Genomic DNA, 17,704 nt, shown 5'->3' with positions numbered 1-17,704 from the left:
GTCCTCAGACCGGCATCTGCATGATGTCTTGATATGCCTGGACCAGCTTGTTGCGCACTTGGGTCAAGGCCTGGAACGAGACACTGGCTTTCTGCGAGGCGACCATCACATCGGTGAGGTCGACGCCGCTCTTGCCGATCTCGAAAGCAGTGGCCAGTTGGCTGGAAGCACCCTGCACGTCCGCGACCTTGTTGATGGCGCCGCCGAGCATGTCGGCAAAGCTGCTGGCGCCGACTTCCGGCGCCGCAACCCCTGCAGGCCTGGCCATGGCGTCCGCCTGCATGGCGCGCATGTCCAGCATCAAGCGGTTGAATTCAATACCTTGGCTCATGGGTGACCCTCTGCGACGACCTGCGTTTTTTTGACACTGCTGCATTCACTACAGAGGTAGTAGCAAGGAGGGTGCCAGTTGCAGTCGCAGGCTTGCGAAACAGATCGATGGCGACGAATCGCCGCAGTCGCTGCCAGTCAGCGGGCGTCCGTCACGAGGCGAACAGACTGGCCTCCACGTCCATTCCGGCATCGCGCATCTGCGCCAGTTTGTAGCGCAGCGTCCGCGGGCTGATGCCCAGGCGCTCGGCGGCTTCCTTGCGGCGGCCGCGCTCGCTGCGCAGGGTGTCAATGATCATTTCGAATTCCCGTCGGCGCAGATCGTCCTCCAACGCGCCGGCCGGCAGCCCGACCGGCGCCTGGGTTTCCAACGGCAGTGCCGGGGCACGGGCTTGCACCACCAGGCTCAACGGCGGCAACGGTGCCGCGCCTGCAGGCCCGGCCAGGCAGAAATCGGCTGCCTGGATCAAGCCGCCGTGCTGCAGAATCAAGGCGCGCTGAATGGCGTTGTCCAGCTCGCGAACGTTGCCCGGCCACGGATGATCGAGCAGAGACTGTTCGGCCTGCGGCGAGAAACGCACAGGCGCATGCTTCATCTTGTCGACATGGCGGGCCAGCAAGCGTCGCGCCAGCGGCAGGATATCGGCGCGGCGCTCGCGCAGAGGTGTCCACGCCAGCGGGAAGACCGAAAGACGGTAGAACAGGTCTTCGCGAAAGCGCCCGGCCGCCACGTCGGCCGCCAGGTTGCGGTTGGTGGTGGCGATGACGCGTATGTCCAGGGCAATGGGTTTGCGTGCGCCAACGCGCTCGACCTCACGCTCCTGCAACACGCGCAACAGCTTGGCCTGCAGGCCCAGCGGCATCTCGGAAATTTCATCGAGCAGCAAGGTGCCGCCATCGGCCTGCTCGAACTTGCCCGCCTGCGCCGCGACAGCGCCGGTGAACGCGCCCTTCTCGTGGCCAAACAGCGTGGCTTCGAGCATGTTGTCGGGAATCGCCGCGCAGTTGATGGCGACGAAAGCCCGTTCTGCGCGCCGTGACTGCTGATGAATATAGCGTGCCAGCACCTCCTTGCCGGTGCCTGATTCACCGGATATCAGCACCGTGGAATCACTGCGTGCAACCCTCGCCGCCAGCTCGAGCAAGGCCAGGCTGGCCGGCTCCAGTGCGACCGGGCCGTGATCGGTACCGGCCGGGATCAGGCCGCGGCCATGCCGGGTCACCAGGTCGAGCAGCGCGTGCGGCTCGAATGGCTTGACCAGGTAGTCCGCCGCACCCTGGCGCATGGCATCCACCGCACGCTCGACGGCGCCATGGGCCGTCATCAGCAACACCGGCAGTTGCGGCTGCCGGGCGCGTAGCCTGGCAAGCAACTGGTGCCCATCGATACCGGGCATGTTGACGTCGCTGACCACGATCCCGAAGGGCTCGCGCGCCACTGCCAACAATGCTTCCTCGGCACAGCTCACCGCCTCGAATTCGAAGCCACCCAGCTCCAGCGTATCGCCCAGCGCCTCGCGCAGGGCCCGGTCGTCCTCGACCAACAGCACCTTGATGCTCATGGAGCACGCTCCTGCAGGGCCACCAATGGCAGGGTCAAGGTGGCGCAGCTGCCGCGGCCGAGCGTGGAGCGCAGTATCAACTCGCCTTGATGCGCCCTTGCCACGGCCTTGACCACCGACAGGCCGAGCCCGGTACCGGTGGGCTTGGTGGTAAAGAACGGCTCACCCAGCCGCGCCAGCGTTGCCGGGGCCATGCCAGGCCCATTGTCACTGACGCACAGGCGCAGGGTGTCGTTGCGCGCATACAGATGGACCTTCAGCCGTGCCTCACCGGCGCTGGCCTGGATGGCGTTGTCGATCAGGTTGAGTACCGCGCCCACCAAGGTGTCCTTGTTGCACAGCAACTCGCCGGCATGGCTGTCGCACTGCCAACGCACGGCGACATTGTGCACATGGGGCTGGGCTGAGGCCTGCAGGGCCTGCAGCAACTGGCGGGGCGTGAGGCGATCGGGCAGCGGCAGCTCGCCGCGGGCGAACACCAGCATGTCGCGAACCTGGTTTTCCAATTCATGCAGACGCTCCTTGAGGCGTCCAGCGAAGCGCTGCTGGGTCTGCACCGGCAGTGGTTTTTCGGTCAGGTGACTGGCGTACAACAGCGCTGCCGACAGCGGCGTGCGTATCTGATGGGCCAGCGAGGCCATCATCCGGCCCAGTGACGACAGGCGCTCACTGCGCGCCACTTCGCTCTGCAGACGGCGGGTCTCGGTCAGATCGGTAAGCAACACCAATTGACCAGGCTCGGCGTCCAGCGAGCGGGTGGAAATCGACAGACGCCGCCCATCGATCAAAGAAATTTCATGACCGTCGTCGCGGCGTGGCGCGAAACTGCGGACGATCACCTCGCGCCACAGTTCGCCTTCCAGAGGCGCACCCAGCATATTCGTGGCTGCCGGGTTGGCTTCGCGCACACGACCATGCCCATCGATGACGATGACGCCGCCGGGCAACAGATCGAGCAGGTTCTGCAGGCGATTGGCAAGCCGTTCCTTTTCCGCCAATTCGGCCAGGCGCTGGGCGCTGACCACTTCCAGCTCACCCTTGAGCGATGCCACGCGCGCCTCGAGCAGGCTGTAGGAGTCGCTCAAGCGGTCGGACATCTGGTCGAACAGGACAAACGCCTGGTCCAGCCCCTGGCGGCTGTCTGATGGCGCTACGGACACGGAAGCGTCGCTGCGGGGCATGGGCGCGGAGGGCTGGATAGCGGCCTGTGGCATGGGTCTCTCTCACTTGGCTCACCGTCAAAAACGGTATCGTGAAAGGGATAAAAGCAATAGCCGTGCCGGATGAAACCCTGCGGGCTGCGAGCGCCGCGAGGAACAGTCGGATGGCGCAGGGAAAGTGTGGGAGTTCAAGCGCTTGGCGCGCGTTGCCTTAAACGGCAAATGTTGTATGAAGCATGGCCACTGCCTGAAGGGCAGCGGCCGGTCGAGCCGCAGGCGTCAATCGTCTGCCTGTTGCTCTTCGCCCTCGCCTTCGCGTCGGCTCATGCCGTACTTGCGCATCTTCTCCACCAGGGTGGTACGGCGGATGCGCAGACGTTCCGCAGCGCGGGCGACGATACCATTGGCATCGTCCAGCGCCTGCTGGATCAAACCCTGTTCCAATCCGCCCAGGTAGTCCTTGAGGTCGAGCCCCTCGGGCGGCAGCATGGCGCTGGAAGCGAAGTCGGGCGTATGGCCGTTGATTGCCACACGCTCTTCCAGATCGCTGCGCAGGCTGTCGACCAATTGCTCGTCTTCGTCGTCGACGTAGCGAAATTTCTTCGGCAACTCGACCACGCCAATCACACCATACGGATGCATGATCGCCATCCGCTCGACCAGGTTGGCCAATTCACGCACGTTGCCCGGCCAGCCATGGCGGCAGAGCGACATGATGGCTGCCGAGTTGAAGCGGATCGACCCACGCTTTTCATGCTCCATGCGCGAGATCAGCTCGTTCATCAACAGCGGGATGTCTTCCACGCGCTCGCGCAGCGGGGCCATCTCGATGGGGAACACGTTGAGGCGGTAATACAGGTCTTCACGGAACGTGCCGACCTCAATCATGCTTTCCAGATTCTTGTGCGTGGCCGCAATGATGCGCACATCGATGCTCTGGGTCTTGTTGCTGCCCACGCGCTCGAATGTCCGTTCCTGTAACACTCGCAGCAGCTTGACCTGCATCGGCAACGGCATGTCGCCGATTTCGTCGAGGAACAGGGTACCGCCGTTGGCCAACTCGAAGCGGCCGGCGCGGCTGGTGATCGCGCCGGTGAAGGCGCCCTTCTCGTGACCGAACAGCTCGCTTTCGAGCAACTCGGCCGGAATCGCGCCACAGTTCACCGGCACGAATGGCGCATCGCGACGCTTGGAATGATAGTGCAGGTTGCGCGCGACCACTTCCTTGCCGGTACCCGACTCGCCGAGGATGAGCACGCTGGCATCGGTATCGGCCACTTGCTGCATCATCTGGCGCACATGCTGGATGGCGCGGCTGGTGCCCACCAGGCTGCGGAACAGGTTGGGTTCGCGCTGACGGCCGCGCTCGCGGGCCTGGTCGTACATCTCGCGATAGACCTGGGCACGGTGCAGCGAATCGAGCAGCTTGCTGTAGCTGGGCGGCATCTCCAGGTGCGACAGCACGCGACGACGCAGGTCGTCGGGCAGCTCGACAGCACCTGGCTCGCCCAGCAGCAGCACCGGCAGGAACTCGTCCCAGTTGGCGAGCGTCTTCAGCAGGCCGGCAAGGTTGCCCGAAGACACCTCCCCCACCAGGACGCAGAGCACCTCGCGGCTGGACGACAGCGCGTCGACCGACATCTGCCAGTCAGCGCTGCCACAGGCCAGGTTCTCTTCGCCAAGAAAGTTCAGGATGACCGCCAGATCCCGGCGGCGAACGCTATCGTCATCGATCAGCAGAATTTTGGTTTCACGCCACATGCAATAGCAACTTCCCTAGTCAACTCGAAGCCCGAAAGGGCGCTTTCGACGTTTTTGGCCATGGTTTCAGCTAACAGACGCCAGACGAATCGTAACAGCCACTAGTAAAGGCAAAAAAATCGACTTAGTCAAATTTATGGCGCAATGGCTGTCAGCGGAACAGATGGTAAACCTTTGCAGCGTTCTTCGCTTGGGTGAACTGTGACATTTCGTCGACAACTGACTGACGCGCTAATCGAGTGACGTTGAGTAATTGACGGTAGACCTCGAGCAGATCCTCGAGGTGACTGCGCAATTGCACTGGGTCTTCCGGGACTTCCTGCAATACGCTGTCGACACAAGCCCGGCATTCGATGTCCAGAACGCCGATCGCGTCCCAATCGCCTGCCTGCATGGCGTCTACCAAGGCGTGGCGAGTCTGCTGAATCCGCTGTAGTGCACTCATGGCAAACTCCTCAGGCCGGCTGTGCCGATTCGTGGCTGGCGATGGCGTCCCAACCGCTCTTGACGGTGATCATCAGCCGGGCGACTTCGTCGATCAACTGCGGATCATTCTTGATGTTCGCTTCGGTCAGGCGACCGGACATGTAGGCGTAAAGGTCGTCGAGGTCTTTGATGGATTGCGACTCGCCGGCCTTGCTTGGATCCAGCCCCTGGCGCAGGCCACCAATGATGGCCACGGCCTTGCCGAGCATCTCGCCCTTCTGCGACACCTGACCACGGCTCAGCGCACCCTTGGCCTGGGCCATGCGATCGAGACTGCCCTGCATCAGCATCTGCACCAGCCGATGCGGCGTGGCTTCGGATGTCTGGGCATGGGAATCGACCTTCTGGTATTGGCTCAGCGCTCTCATGGCGTTCATTGTGGCGGACCTCGTAACACATGATTTGATGTTGTATCGCTTGGTTACTATGTCGTCGCGGTTGGGGAAAACTTTAGTGAGCCTGATGGAATATGCAAAGTAACGTGGTATCAGGTAACGAACGCCGTCGATCTGGAAGCATTCGTGCAAATGACGGATATGCAAAGGCCCGGCATAGACCGGGCCCCGTGAGTGGCACTTTTCGTCAATCGCTGTCGGCTTTGTTCAGCGCGTTCAGCGTGGTCATGATGCTCTTGCTGGTGGCGTTGAGCTGCGCGACGAGGGTGTCCATGGCGGTGTACTTGGCATTCAAGGTGTCCGTCAGGTTCTTGATCCGGCGGTCCAGGGCCTGCTGTTGCTCGGTCAATTTGGTCAGCGTGCCGGAGAGCGAATCCGAGCGCGAGGCGAGAATGCCGCCTTTCACCGCATAGGAGTCGGTCGCGGTGGTCATCCGCGAAAGTAGACCGTCCTTGCCGGTGAACATGTCCTGGATGGCTGCCACGTTGGCGGGATCGCCCATGGCCGTGCTCCACTTGGCGTCATCCATTGCCAGCAGACCGGTCTTCTGGTCGGTGTTGATCCCGAACTGCGACAGGGTCAGCTTGCTCGAGCCCGAGGAGGTGACCAGCTCGTTGCGCATCGACTGGATCAGGTGGCGCACGGTGGAGTCGCCGGTCAGCCCTCCCCCACTGGTCGTGCCGTCGGCCCCGGTGCTGACCTTGGTCAGGGTATTGAGCTGGGTCATCAGCGCGTTGTAGGCATCGACGAAGCCAGTGGTGGCTTTTTTCAGGGTTTCAGTGTTGGTGCTGACCGAGATGGTCGTCTTGGCGCCCCCTGCTTCCAACAGTTTGATTGACACGCCGCTGATGGCCGCGGCGACCGTATTGGTCGACGACTCCATCTCGATGCCGTCGATCTTGTACGTCGCATTGGTGGGCTCGTTCACAGTGGTGGAGGCAGTCAGCTTGTCGAGGCCGCTGCCCGCATCGGCGGTCATGGAAATCTCGGTACCCTTCCCGGTGGTCGACGAACTCAGGACCAGGCGCGAGCCACTGGCGTCGGTCAGGATGTTGGCACTGATACCGCGACCGACCAGCTGGGTGTTGATGAGATCGCGGGTCTGCGCCAACGTCGCACCCGCCGGAATGCTGATCTTGCTGTCTTTGAATGACTGAGTGATCGTCAAGGTCTGGGCGGAAGACGTAGCATTGACCACGGCTGCGCTCTTGTCGGCGTAGACGCCAGAAGAAATCTTCGAGGAAGTCGCCAGGGTCGTTACTTCAAGCGAGTACGTACCGTCGGAGGCGGAATCGGTCACGGTCACCGAAGCCGCCTTGTCGTTGGACGAGGCACCGGTCAAGCCGCTGAACGCCGAGGCCTTGTTCATTGCCGCGACGGCGGCCCGATAGGTTTCCAGCGAGCTCTTGACGGTGCCAACGGCGGTCAAGGTGGTGGTGGTGGTCAGCGTCTGGGTATCGATCTGCTTTTGCTTGGGCGCTTTCTCGGCATTCACCAAGGCCTTGACGATGGCATCGGTGTCGATACCCGTGCCCACGCCGCTGGACTTGATCGCGCCGCTGGTGCTTGAGGTGGTGGTGCTTGAAGTACTGGCAGTCGTGGTGGCGGCGGTGGTGCCGGTAGTGGAGGAAACAGTAGCCATCGGTATCTCCTAGAATCGAGTCAGGCGTGTTTTTGACGGATACCGCCCCAAGCACACCCAGCTACATTTTTCGTGCCAGCTCAGATGGTCGCGTCGAGCAGACCGCTGCGACTGTCTGCCAGGCTCTGCGCCAACTTGAGCGCGGCCTCGGTTGGCAACTGACGAATGATTTCACCGCTGTCCGTAGCGATGACCTTGACCACGACGGCATGCGTCGAGTCGTCGATGGAGAATTCCAGATTGCGCTGTGCGGTATTCACATGCGCCTGGAGGTCCTTCACCGCTTGTTCCAATTCGGCCCGCTCGGGAGTCACCGACTCGACCGCGGGTTCATCCTGCTTGACCTGCCGCGCAGGCAGGGAGGCGGCGCTCGCTGGCGCTGACGTGGCGGCAAGAGGCAATCTTGCAGTAACGCTCATGTCCATGTTTGATCACCCCGAAAATCAAAAAACGGAAGGGTGCGTGGGCACCCTTCCGTCAGTCAGCCAGGGGCCGTATTACTGAAGCAGCTTCAGTACGGACGATGGCAGCTGGTTGGCCTGGGACAGGATCGCGGTGGATGCCTGCTGCAGGGTCTGCTGCTTGGTCAGCTCGGCGGTTTCCGAAGCGAAGTCGGCGTCCTGGATACGGCTACGAGCGGCCGACGAGTTCTCGGAGATGCTCTGCAGGTTCGACACAGTGCTGTCGAAACGGTTTTGCACCGCACCCAGGTCGGCGCGCTGGGCGTCGATGTTGGAGATGGCCTTGTCCAGTGCAGCGATTGCGTTCTGAGCGTTGAATGCAGTGGTGATGTCGGTTTCGCTGACCGAGGTGAGCTCGGAGGCCTTGCTGGACGAAGCACCGGCAGTACCGGTGGCGAACAGGCCGGTAACACCTACACCAGCGACCGAGTAGCCTTTGGACGAATCAAGCGAGACAGCACCGGTGGCGATGAAGGTGTCTGCAACGCCTACCGCAGTGCCTGGAGTACCGCTAGCGTCTTTGGTAGCTACCGTCACGTTCGCAGCAGCGGCGGCGGCACCGGTGACGGTGGTATCAACGCCGAACACGATATTTTCACCGGTGTCGGATTTGACCGACAGCGTGCCTGCCTTGCTGTCGTAGTTGACACTGATACCCAGTTTCGCCGCGTTCGAGTTCAACTGATCGGCAAGCGAGGCGGTATCGGTCACGCCAACCATGCTGACGGTTTCGCTGCTGCCGACCTTCATAGTGAAGGTTGCCGGAGCGGCTGCGGCACCTGCGCCTACGACGAAAGATGCCTCGGTGCTTGCCTTGGCGGTCAGACCGGGTACTGAACCGTTAAGCTGGCTGGCGATAGTCTTGGCTGACGCTTTGGCGTCGATGGTCACATCTTTGGTCTCACCCCCGCCTGTAACCTTGACTGCACCACCTGCAACCCCGGCAGCCGACACGGCTACACCGATACTCTTGACCTGCTGCGAACCGATAGCGTTGGCAGACACATCGCCCAACGTCACGTTGATGGTTTCGTTGGCATTGGCGCCGATCTGGAAGGCGGTGGAACCGAACGAGCCGTCGACCAGGTTGCGACCACCAAAGGTGGTGGTGTTGGCGATACGGGTCAGCTCGGAAGTCAGCTGGGTGTACTCGGACTGCAGCGAAGTCCGGTCATCGCCGCTGTTCGAACCGTTCGCCGACTGCAGGGCCAGTTCACGCATACGCTGCAGGATGTTGGTGGATTCCTGCATCGCGCCTTCAGCGGTCTGGGCGATGGAGATACCGTCGTTGGCGTTCTTCACTGCGACCGACAGGCCGTTGATCTGGCTGGTCAGACGGTTGGAGATCTGCAGGCCGGCGGCGTCGTCCTTGGCGCTGTTGATTTTCAGGCCCGAGGAAAGACGGGTCATCGAGGTGCTCAGCGCATCGGAAGCCTTGTTCAGGTTTTTCTGAACGGTCAAGGAAGCGGTGTTGGTGTTTACGGATAAGGCCATGACAAATTCCTCGGGGTTGTTAGCTGTGGCTTCCGGCCCTGGCGAGCGCCGGGTGTGGCCTAGAGAACCTTCGTAGTAGTTATCGTCGGTTCAGCGCTTTGCTTGAGGGCGATTGCAATGTTTTTTCGCCTTCAAGCCGCTGTAGCCGGAAAAAGCAAGCGTTGGCTTGATCTCTCTTGATAACTGTTTCGTCCGAGGAAGGGGGAACTTGAGGGGAATGGACAGCGATAGCGCGAATTTCTGGCGTCAACGGATCAACGGTAGCAGTGGCCCGAATCGCGCCACGGTTGCCGCCGTGTGCATGCAAGAGCGCGGCGAGCCCGGACGCGGCTTGCGCCGCTGCTACAGGGGATCGCGGTATCTGTAGCAGCGGAGCAAGCCGCGTCGGCGGGCAACGCCGCATTTGTAGCAGCGGCGCAAGCCGCGTCGGCGGGCAACGTGGTATCCGCAGCAGCAGCTCAAGCCGCGTCAACGGACAACGCCGCATTTGTAGCAGCGGCGCAAGCCGCGTCTGGGGGCAACGCGGTGGATCAGGGGCGGTAAATGAGCGCCGAGCCCCAGGACAGGCCGACACCGAAGCCGCTCAGGGCAACGCGCTTCCAGGCGGAGTCGAGAATGTGCTTTTCCAGCAGTAGCGGGATACTGCTGGACACCGTGTTGCCGGTTTCGACCATGTCCTTGATGAACTTCTCCGGCTCTTCCTCGAAACGCCGGGCTACCGCATCGACGATCGCCGCACTGCCCTGGTGGATGCAGTAGGCGTCGACGTCGGCGCTGGTCAGGCCCGACTCATCGAGCAATTCGTGCAGATGCGCCGGGACCTTCAGCAGAGCGAAGTTGAACACCTGCCGACCGTTCATGAAAAACACCCCATCGGTGACCTTCAGGTGCGGGGCGCCGGAACCATCGGTACCGAACTTGGCCTTGCCCAGCTGCCAGGGCGCGTCCTCGCCCATCCAGGTGGCGGTGGCCGCGTCGCCGAACAGCATGGTGGTGTTGCGATCCTCGGGGTCGACGATCTTGGAGTACGGGTCGGCGGTGATCAGCAGGCCGTTCTTCAAGCCAGCCGCTTCCATGAAGCCCTTGAGCGCATAGATGCCGTACACATAGCCCGAGCAACCCAGGCTGATGTCGAACGCCGCAACGTTGGTCGACAGGCCGAGCTTGTCCTGAACGATAGCTGCGGTGTGTGGCAGGCCCTCCTCGTCCCCGTTCTGGGTGACGACGATCAAGGCGTCGATGGACTCGCGGGACAGCTGCGGATTGCTGGCGAACAAGGCGTTGGCCGCTTCCACGCAGAGGTCGGAGGTTTCCTGGTCGTCGGACTTGCGCGGCAGGAAGGCCGAACCGATCTTGCCGATGATGAAATCTTCATCCTTGGCGAATTTGGCACCTTGGGCGTAGTTGTCCAGGCCTTCGGCAGGCACGTAACTCGCGATGCTTTTTATGCCAATCATTGTGGCTTCCCAATACAAAGGTAGCTGGAGGCCATTACGCGGAGCGTTTGCGCAATGCCATCGAAAAGGGTGTCAGGCGGCGTCGGCCCAGGTAAGACGGCGCCACTGCTGCCAGAAACGAAGCAGCTGCAGGCCGCTGATTCAGCGGCCCGGCAATACATAAGTGTGAAGATGCACGATTCGACCCATTGGTCACACAGGTATTGTGCCATAGGCGGTAGGAAATGGCGCGCGGCGGGGTCGTGCGAGACGGGGCCTGCGCCCCGCCGATCAGAGTTTGTTGAACAGACTCAGCTGGGAGATCTTCGCGAAGGCCAGCTGCGAAGCCTGCAGCATGGTCTGTTGCAGACTCAAGGTCACCGATGCGGTGGCGAAGTCGGTGTCGGAAATCGCCGACTGCGTGCTCTTGTTGGCCAACGCCAGGCTGACGTTCTCGTCGTTCTGGATAGCCAGCGAGTTGAGCCGCGCACCGATCTGCCCACGGGAAATGTCGATGTTCTCGTTGGCGCTGGCCAGGTTGCCCAACGCCGAGTCGGTGGCGTTCTTCAATGCCAGCGCGGATCTGGCGTCGGTCACCGGTATCTCCAGGGCGGACTTGAGCTGATGCAGCGTATCCAGCACGTTCTGGGTCTTGTGGCTGTTCGCGTTGACACTGAAGCTGTCGCCCGCGCCGGCCTGGCCCGAAACAGTGAAGGTCACCCCCGCCGCCGTGATCGAACTGCCAGCGGCACCGACAACCACTGCTCCCTTGCCAATGGCTTGGCTGGAATCGGTCAGTGGTTGGGCATAGACCTCGTACTCGCTGTCGCTGGTGAACTTGATCACCGCCCCGCCAGCCGGGAAAGCTGCGGAGTAGCGATCGGTATCGGTCACGTTCGCGCTGGTCAGCTGCGCCGTGGAGGTGTTGGCCGCGTTGCGCGTCGAACTGATGCTGTCTGGCTTGCTGCCCAGGCTGAACGTGCGCCCTGCCATGTCGGCATCGGCAACGGTGCCCAGCGCGCTCTGCTTGGCCGCCACGTCGATGTCGAACTCCACACCGTACAGGCTGATAGTGGTACCACCGTCGGCCTTCGGGTCAAAGGTGCCGTTGCCAGTGACCTGCGAGGTCACATCCTGGTTCTTGCTGTTGGTGAGGGTGAACTGGGTGCTGCTGGTGAACGTCAGCTTGTACGGCTGGCCGTCGGTGAACGCCTTGTTGTAGGTGGTCAGCGATTCGAGGCGGCCGTCGGACACGGTCACCAGGCCGTCGTCGACCACCGGTGCGGTCATGGTGGTTTGCGTACGGCTGGTGTTCACCGCTGTTTCCAGGATGCCGTAGCCGGTGTCGTTGGTCGCCAGCTGCAGGGTATCGGACACCTGCAGGCTGAGCTGGGTCTGGTCGCCCTGGTAGGTGTAGCTGCCGTCGCTGTTCTGCACATAAGGCGGCGTGCTGGTCTTGGATCCGGAGAACATGTACTGGCCGTTGGCATCCTTGGTGTTGAGCAGGCCAAGGACGTTTTTCTCGATCTCGCCGATTTCGCTGGCAATCGAGGTGCGGTCGGCATCGCTCAGGCCGCCGTTACCGGCCTGAATCGTCAATTCCTGGGCCCGCTGCAAGGCCGTAGTGATGCTGTCGAGCACACTCTCTTCCTGGGTCAGCGAGTTGGTAACGCTGGTCATGTTGCCGCTGTACTGGGTCAGCAAGCTGCTCTGCTGCTGCAGTTGCAACAGTTTGGCGGCACCGACCGGGTCGTCTCCGGCACTCTGGATGCGATTGCCCGAGCTGATCTGCGCCTGGGTCTTGGCGGTGTCCGAGAAATTCTTGGAATAGCCGGTCGCGCTGGTCTCGAAATACTGAGAAGTGGAAATTCGCATGGTCGACTATTCCTTAGAGGGCGTTGATCAGGACGCTGAATGTTTCCTGCGCAGCCTTGATGATCTGCGAGGACGCCGTGTAGTACTGCTGGAACTTCACCAGGGAGGCGGCTTCGTCGTCCAGATTGACACCCGATACCGAGTCGCGGTTGGTCTTGGCCTGGGTCAGCACCGCACCGGTGGCCTTGGTGTCGACGGTGGCCTGGCTGGCCTTGGCGCCAACCCGCTCCACAAGCGATGCGTAGGCACTGGTGAAGCTCATGCCGGGGTTGCCCGCCGTGGCGCCAACCGTGGCCTTGGTCTGCAACGCCAGCAATTGCGTGGCATTGCGGTTGTCGGACTTGCCATCGGCGTTGAACGACACGGTGTAGCTGTCGTTGACCGCAGGCGTGCCGCCCACGGTGGTGTCGAAACTGAAGGTGAGCTGCTTGCCGTCGGCGCCGTTGACGGGCTTGCCGTCGGCACCTACCACCGGCACGGTCAGGCTCAGGTTGTTGCTCTGGCCAGGCACGATGGTACCGCTGCCGATACTGGTGCCTGATGCGTTGAACAGACTGTAGCTCTGCGCACCGTCGGTGGTCTTGCCGAACACCAGCTTGACCGGCGACGAGGTTTCGATGCCGCTCTGCAACTGGCTCAGGGCCGTGCCACTGTAGATGTCCAGCTTGCTGCCCAGCACCGGCTGGGTGAAGGTGCCGGTGCCCGAGTTGCCAACGGTCGCCGTGCCGGTGAGCGGCGCGGCAAAAGCCAGCTTGTTCGAATCGGTGAGTGTGGTGGTGATAGCGCTCGCGCCGCTGCGCGTCGGTGTGACGACGAAACTGTCGCCGCTGGCAACCTTGCCGTTCAGGCCCAGGGTCACACCGTCGATCACCGGTGCCGGGTTGGCGCCCAGGTCGAAGCTGCCCATCGAGGTGCCGTCCGAACGGGTCACGCTGTAGGCGGTGGTGCTGCTGAACTTGACGTTGTAGTCGTAGATGCTCAGCTTGCTGGAGTCGGCAACGGTAACGCTCAGGTTGCCCGAACCTGCGCTGTTGGTGGACGCCGCCAGGCTGCGGTTGGCCGTGGCGGTGGCGCTGTTGATGCTGGCGAATACCGACGAACCGAAGTCACCGTTGAGGTCGATACCCTTGCCCAACTGGCCGTTCAAGGTGTCGCTCACGACAATGGCGGCGCGCCCCAGCTCGTTGATTGCCGGGTTCAGCGCATCGCTGCGAAAGCGCAGCAGGCCGCCGATCTCGCCGCCGGTGGTGACCGAGGTCACGTCGGTGCTGTAGCCCTGATACTGGATGGTCAGGCCATACTGGCTCTTGTCGGCCACACCGGGTGTGGCCACCAGCGAATTGGCCGAGCTGCCGGTGACCAGCGACTGCCCCGAGCCCAGGTAGACGTCGTAGTTGCCGTCACGCTGCTGCACGCTGACACCGACCAGCTCGTTGAGCTGGCGAACGTTTTCGTTGCGCGCATCGAGCAGACTGTTGGGCGTAGAACCGGTGCCCGACATCTCGGTGATCTGCCGGTTGAGTTCGGCGATGTTGCCGCTCAGCTTGTTGACCTGGCCGGTCAGGGTGGTCAACGACGCATTGATGCTGTCGTTCTGCTGGCTGAACTGCGACGAAATCGAATTGAAGCGATTGCTCAGGGTTTGCGCCTGGGTCAGCAGCAGTTGCCGCGACGAGGTATCGCTCGGGTTCGCCGCTGCGGTCTGCACGGCGGAAAAGAAGCTGCTGAGCACGGCGCTGATACCCGTGCTGCCATCGGACAGCAGTTTGTCGATGCTGTTGATCTGAGTGCTGTACGCGCTCGCGTCGTTGCTCAACGCAGTGCTGGTCTGCAGTTGGGTATCCATATAGCTGCTGTAGATACGGCGAACGTCGGAGATCGTGGTGCCGGTGCCCAGATAGCCCACGCCGATGTTCTGCAAGCCACTGGCAGTGTTCACCACCGACTGCCGGGAATAGCCCGCAGTCGCGACGTTGGCGATGTTGTTACCGGTGGTCGCCAGGGATGCCTGGCTGGACGCCAGACCGGACAGCCCAATGGAGATCAGATTCGACATGGGTTCAAACCTTATAGATTCGTGGTAGCGCTGGTGCTGCTGCGAGCGTAGTTCTCATAGCCTTGCATCTGCTTGGCGATGGAAGAGATCTTGCTGGCGTAGTTCGGGTCGGTGGCGTAGCCGGCCTTCTGCAGTTCCTTGACGAATTGTTCGGGGTTGTCCGCGGACTTGACCACGCCTTGGTAGCGATCGTTGTTCTGCAACAGGCTGACCAGGTCGTGGAAGCTGTCTTCGTACGAGGTGTATGAGCGGAAATCGGCGGTTTCCTTGACCATCTGGCCGTCGCGGAATTCGCTGGTGATCGCGCGGGCGTTCTCGCCTTTCCAGTTGCCGGTGGCCTTGATGCCAAACAGGTTGTGGCTGCTGCTGCCGTCGTCGGCGCGCATGATTGATTTGCCCCAGCCGGTTTCCAGCGCCGCCTGGGCGACCAGCACCTTGGGGTCGACACCGATGCGCGCAGCGGCTTTTTCGGCCATCGGCAGCATGGTCGCGATGAACTCGTCGGACGAGCCGAACGCGCGCTTGGCCGGGGCCAGGGGCGGCTGGGCGACGCTCTTCGCCAGGCTGCTGCCCTCGACCGCAGCGCCACTGCGCACGGTCTTGGCAAGGCTGTTGAGCGGTGCATCGGCCGCAACGTTGATGAGGTTCTTGCTGCCGCTGGCTGCCCCTGCTTCGGTGGCCGCCGACGGCACGATGCCGGCCACCAGACGGTCGGCAAGCTTGCTGGGCAACGACAGCCGACGCTGGTTGAGCAAGGCCATGTCGTTGTGACCAACGCTGCCGGCGGCCTTGGCATCGGCCGAGGCGTCGCGAGTGGCACCCAGTGGCTTGTTCAGGCTGTTGTCGGCATGGGCGAACGGATTCGCGCCGGCACGGGCCACGCCCTTGGTCTTGGACAACTGGCGCATGAGCACGTCCTGCAGGCCGATACCGCCACCTTCCTTGGAGAGGGTCACGGACAGCTGCTGGTCGTACATCGACTGGTACTGCTTGGTGGTTTCGGTGTTCAGCGGGTTGTCCTTGGCCAACACGTCATTTGCCGAACGCATGGACTTGAGCATTTCACCGAGGAACAGCGACTCGAATTCCTGGGCCACCTTGCGCAGGTTGGCCTCGCTGTCGCGATCCCCGACTTTCAACGAGCTCAGGCGATTGAGGTCTGTGTAAGCCCCCGAATCCCGTGTTCCCGATACTCCACCATTCGGCATTTCCATCAACTGTTACCTCAAATCACGATCAGGTCGGCCTGCAATGCGCCGGCCTGTTTCAGGGCTTCGAGAATGGCCATCAAGTCACCGGGCGCTGCCCCCACCTGGTTGACCGCGCGGACGATCTCGTCGAGCGTGGTGCCAGGGCCAAACTTGAACATCGGTTTGGCTTCCTGCTGGGCGCTGACCCGCGAACGTGGCACCACCGCCGTTTCGCCACCGGACAAAGGCCCTGGCTGGCTGACGATCGGGTCTTCGGTAATGGTCACCGTCAGGCTGCCGTGGGTCACTGCCGCAGGCGATACCTTGACGTTCTGGCCAATCACGATGGTGCCGGTGCGCGAATTGATGATCACCTTGGCCACCGCCTGCCCTACGTCGACATCGAGGTTCTCGAGGATCGACAGGTAGTCCACGCGCTGGCTGGGGTCGACCGGTGCAGTGACGCGCACCGAGCCCCCGTCAATAGCCTGTGCAACTCCCGGGCCAAGAAGCTCGTTGATCTTGTCGACGATGTGCTTGGCGGTCGTGAAGTCCGAGCGGTTGAGGTTCAGCGTCAGGCTGTTGCCCTGATTGAAGCCACTGGGCACGGCACGCTCGACGCTGGCACCGCCAGGAATCCGTCCTGCCGACGGCACATTGACGGTGATTTTCGACCCATCGCGGCCTTCGGCGTCAAAACCACCGACGACCAGGTTGCCTTGGGCGATGGCATAGACGTTGCCGTCGATACCCTTGAGCGGGGTCATCAACAGGCTGCCACCGCGCAGGCTTTTCGAGTTGCCAATGGACGACACGGTGATATCGACCACCTGTCCCGGCTTGGCGAACGCCGGCAGGTCGGCATGGATCGACACGGCGGCGACGTTCTTGAGCTGCACGTTGCCCGAACCCGGCGGCACCTTGATGCCGAACTGGGAGAGCATGTTGTTGAAGGTCTGCAGGGTGAATGGCGTCTGCGTGGTCTGGTCGCCGGTGCCATTGAGGCCCACGACCAGGCCATAGCCGATCAGCTGGTTGGTGCGCACGCCGGAAATGCTGGCGATGTCCTTGAGGCGCTCGGCCTGAACGCCGAACGCGGCGGACAACAGCAGGGCAGCGGCGATCAGGTGTTTGAAGTTGAGCATGGACGGGCGCACTCAGAAAGGAAACAGTGGACTGGCAAAGAACCGGTCGAACCAACCCGGCTGACTGGCCTCGGCAAACGAACCGGTGCCCGAATAGGTGATGCGCGCATCGGCTACCCGCGTCGAGGACACGGTGTTGTCGGTGGCGATGTCATCGGCGCGGACCAGACCGGAAATGCGCACCAGCTCTTCGCCGGTGTTGAGCGTCATCCACTTCTCGCCGCGAACCGAGATGATGCCGTTGGGCAGCACGTCGGCCACCGTGACCGTGACCGAACCGGTCAGGCTGTTGTTCTGCGCTGCCGCCGCGGTGCCGTTGGTGGCGCGAGTGCCGCTGTAGCCTGCATTGAGGCTCAGGTCGCCACTGCCCAGCGGGTTGTTGGTGTTCACACCCGCTCCGAACAGCGAGGTCAGGCCCAGGCTGTTGTTGCTGTCCTTGCCGACCTTGGAGTTGGCGCTCTTGCTGGCACTGGTCCGCTCGTTGAGGGTGATGGTGATGATATCGCCCACGCGGAACGCCTTGCGGTCGCTGTACAGGTTCTGCTCGAAGCCGGCCTGGTAGATCGAGCCGTTGTTGGCGGCGGCAGGCATCGGAGTGCGCGGCAGCACCGGGGCGTAGTACGGGTCGTTGGGCTTGGCCGGCGGCGCGACGCAACCGGTCAGCAAGGCCATTCCACTCAGGGCAAGAACAATCGAGACACGACGCATGAC

15 protein-coding genes and 1 pseudogene are annotated in these 17,704 nt (G+C 62.2%); all 16 read right to left on the bottom strand.

Annotation, left to right across the window (positions count from 1 at the left end):
- Window positions 1–4: 4 nt before the first annotated feature.
- The 16 genes and pseudogenes from fliE to flgH all read right to left on the bottom strand — a co-directional run bounded on the left by fliE (window position 5) and on the right by flgH (window position 17,701).
- Window positions 5–331 carry a flagellar hook-basal body complex protein FliE gene (gene fliE, locus IFT76_RS10110; protein ID WP_192058194.1) on the bottom strand — a complete coding sequence of 109 codons (327 nt, stop codon included), beginning with the start codon at window positions 329–331 and terminating at the stop codon, window positions 5–7.
- A gap of 151 nt (window positions 332–482) precedes the next feature.
- The gene (locus IFT76_RS10105) at window positions 483–1,892 is read right to left on the bottom strand and encodes a sigma-54-dependent transcriptional regulator (RefSeq protein ID WP_192058192.1); all 1,410 of its coding nucleotides are present in this window, start codon (window positions 1,890–1,892) and stop codon (window positions 483–485) included.
- On the bottom strand, window positions 1,889–3,106 hold the full coding sequence (locus tag IFT76_RS10100) for a sensor histidine kinase (RefSeq protein WP_192058190.1): 1,218 nt from the start codon (window positions 3,104–3,106) through the stop codon (window positions 1,889–1,891). Before IFT76_RS10100 ends, IFT76_RS10105 begins: the two co-directional genes overlap by 4 nt.
- Before the next feature lie 225 nt (window positions 3,107–3,331).
- Complete coding sequence (locus tag IFT76_RS10095) at window positions 3,332–4,813, bottom strand: sigma-54 dependent transcriptional regulator (RefSeq protein WP_122475920.1); 1,482 nt, start codon at window positions 4,811–4,813, stop codon at window positions 3,332–3,334.
- Window positions 4,814–4,964: 151 nt separating this feature from the next.
- Window positions 4,965–5,258: a flagellar protein FliT gene (locus tag IFT76_RS10090; protein WP_122475922.1), complete on the bottom strand. Its 294-nt coding sequence runs from the start codon at window positions 5,256–5,258 to the stop codon at window positions 4,965–4,967.
- 10 nt (window positions 5,259–5,268) lie between these two features.
- Entirely contained in the window at window positions 5,269–5,676 is a 408-nt protein-coding gene (fliS, locus tag IFT76_RS10085; protein ID WP_122475924.1) for a flagellar export chaperone FliS, read from the bottom strand.
- Between the two features lie 205 nt (window positions 5,677–5,881).
- Window positions 5,882–7,336, bottom strand: coding sequence for a flagellar filament capping protein FliD (gene fliD, locus IFT76_RS10080; RefSeq protein ID WP_192058188.1), 1,455 nt, complete (start codon window positions 7,334–7,336; stop codon window positions 5,882–5,884).
- 80 nt (window positions 7,337–7,416) lie between these two features.
- On the bottom strand, window positions 7,417–7,761 hold the full coding sequence (locus tag IFT76_RS10075; RefSeq protein ID WP_192058186.1) for a flagellar protein FlaG: 345 nt from the start codon (window positions 7,759–7,761) through the stop codon (window positions 7,417–7,419).
- 72 nt (window positions 7,762–7,833) lie between these two features.
- The gene (locus tag IFT76_RS10070) at window positions 7,834–9,291 is read right to left on the bottom strand and encodes a flagellin (protein WP_122475929.1); all 1,458 of its coding nucleotides are present in this window, start codon (window positions 9,289–9,291) and stop codon (window positions 7,834–7,836) included.
- Window positions 9,292–9,821: 530 nt separating this feature from the next.
- Window positions 9,822–10,748, bottom strand: coding sequence for a ketoacyl-ACP synthase III (locus IFT76_RS10065; protein ID WP_122475930.1), 927 nt, complete (start codon window positions 10,746–10,748; stop codon window positions 9,822–9,824).
- Between the two features lie 270 nt (window positions 10,749–11,018).
- Complete coding sequence (locus IFT76_RS10060) at window positions 11,019–12,602, bottom strand: flagellar hook-associated protein 3 (RefSeq protein ID WP_192058184.1); 1,584 nt, start codon at window positions 12,600–12,602, stop codon at window positions 11,019–11,021.
- A 13-nt stretch (window positions 12,603–12,615) separates the two neighbouring features.
- Window positions 12,616–14,658: a flagellar hook-associated protein FlgK gene (flgK, locus tag IFT76_RS10055; RefSeq protein WP_192058182.1), complete on the bottom strand. Its 2,043-nt coding sequence runs from the start codon at window positions 14,656–14,658 to the stop codon at window positions 12,616–12,618.
- Window positions 14,659–14,669: 11 nt separating this feature from the next.
- Entirely contained in the window at window positions 14,670–15,350 is a 681-nt protein-coding gene (gene flgJ / locus IFT76_RS21000; protein ID WP_446731100.1) for a flagellar assembly peptidoglycan hydrolase FlgJ, read from the bottom strand.
- A pseudogene (locus IFT76_RS20995) lies at window positions 15,342–15,872 on the bottom strand (rod-binding protein); the annotation flags it as partial. The gene flgJ and the pseudogene IFT76_RS20995, both read right to left, overlap by 9 nt.
- 11 nt (window positions 15,873–15,883) lie before the next feature.
- The gene (locus IFT76_RS10045) at window positions 15,884–16,993 is read right to left on the bottom strand and encodes a flagellar basal body P-ring protein FlgI (RefSeq protein ID WP_122475937.1); all 1,110 of its coding nucleotides are present in this window, start codon (window positions 16,991–16,993) and stop codon (window positions 15,884–15,886) included.
- Window positions 16,994–17,005: 12 nt separating this feature from the next.
- Window positions 17,006–17,701 carry a flagellar basal body L-ring protein FlgH gene (gene flgH, locus IFT76_RS10040; protein ID WP_043186005.1) on the bottom strand — a complete coding sequence of 232 codons (696 nt, stop codon included), beginning with the start codon at window positions 17,699–17,701 and terminating at the stop codon, window positions 17,006–17,008.
- Between the last annotated feature and the right edge of the window lie 3 nt (window positions 17,702–17,704).

The organism is Pseudomonas sp. CFBP 13727, assembly GCF_014841915.1.
GTDB lineage: Bacteria > Pseudomonadota > Gammaproteobacteria > Pseudomonadales > Pseudomonadaceae > Aquipseudomonas > Aquipseudomonas baltica.
The sequence above is the reverse complement of the archived record's forward strand: the minus strand, read 5'-3'. Positions and strand labels throughout refer to the sequence as shown.

Coding starts and splice junctions, on each gene's coding strand:
- fliE (WP_192058194.1), bottom strand. CDS start 331: ATGAGCCAAGGTATTGAATTCAACCGCTTGATGCTGGACATGCGCGCC.
- flgH (WP_043186005.1), bottom strand. CDS start 17,701: ATGCGTCGTGTCTCGATTGTTCTTGCCCTGAGTGGAATGGCCTTGCTG.
- IFT76_RS10070 (WP_122475929.1), bottom strand. CDS start 9,291: ATGGCCTTATCCGTAAACACCAACACCGCTTCCTTGACCGTTCAGAAA.
- IFT76_RS10075 (WP_192058186.1), bottom strand. CDS start 7,761: ATGGACATGAGCGTTACTGCAAGATTGCCTCTTGCCGCCACGTCAGCG.
- IFT76_RS10060 (WP_192058184.1), bottom strand. CDS start 12,602: ATGCGAATTTCCACTTCTCAGTATTTCGAGACCAGCGCGACCGGCTAT.
- IFT76_RS10065 (WP_122475930.1), bottom strand. CDS start 10,748: ATGATTGGCATAAAAAGCATCGCGAGTTACGTGCCTGCCGAAGGCCTG.
- IFT76_RS10095 (WP_122475920.1), bottom strand. CDS start 4,813: ATGTGGCGTGAAACCAAAATTCTGCTGATCGATGACGATAGCGTTCGC.
- IFT76_RS10100 (WP_192058190.1), bottom strand. CDS start 3,106: ATGCCACAGGCCGCTATCCAGCCCTCCGCGCCCATGCCCCGCAGCGAC.
- fliD (WP_192058188.1), bottom strand. CDS start 7,336: ATGGCTACTGTTTCCTCCACTACCGGCACCACCGCCGCCACCACGACT.
- flgK (WP_192058182.1), bottom strand. CDS start 14,658: ATGTCGAATCTGATCTCCATTGGGCTGTCCGGTCTGGCGTCCAGCCAG.
- fliS (WP_122475924.1), bottom strand. CDS start 5,676: ATGAACGCCATGAGAGCGCTGAGCCAATACCAGAAGGTCGATTCCCAT.
- IFT76_RS10105 (WP_192058192.1), bottom strand. CDS start 1,892: ATGAGCATCAAGGTGCTGTTGGTCGAGGACGACCGGGCCCTGCGCGAG.
- IFT76_RS10045 (WP_122475937.1), bottom strand. CDS start 16,993: ATGCTCAACTTCAAACACCTGATCGCCGCTGCCCTGCTGTTGTCCGCC.
- IFT76_RS10090 (WP_122475922.1), bottom strand. CDS start 5,258: ATGAGTGCACTACAGCGGATTCAGCAGACTCGCCACGCCTTGGTAGAC.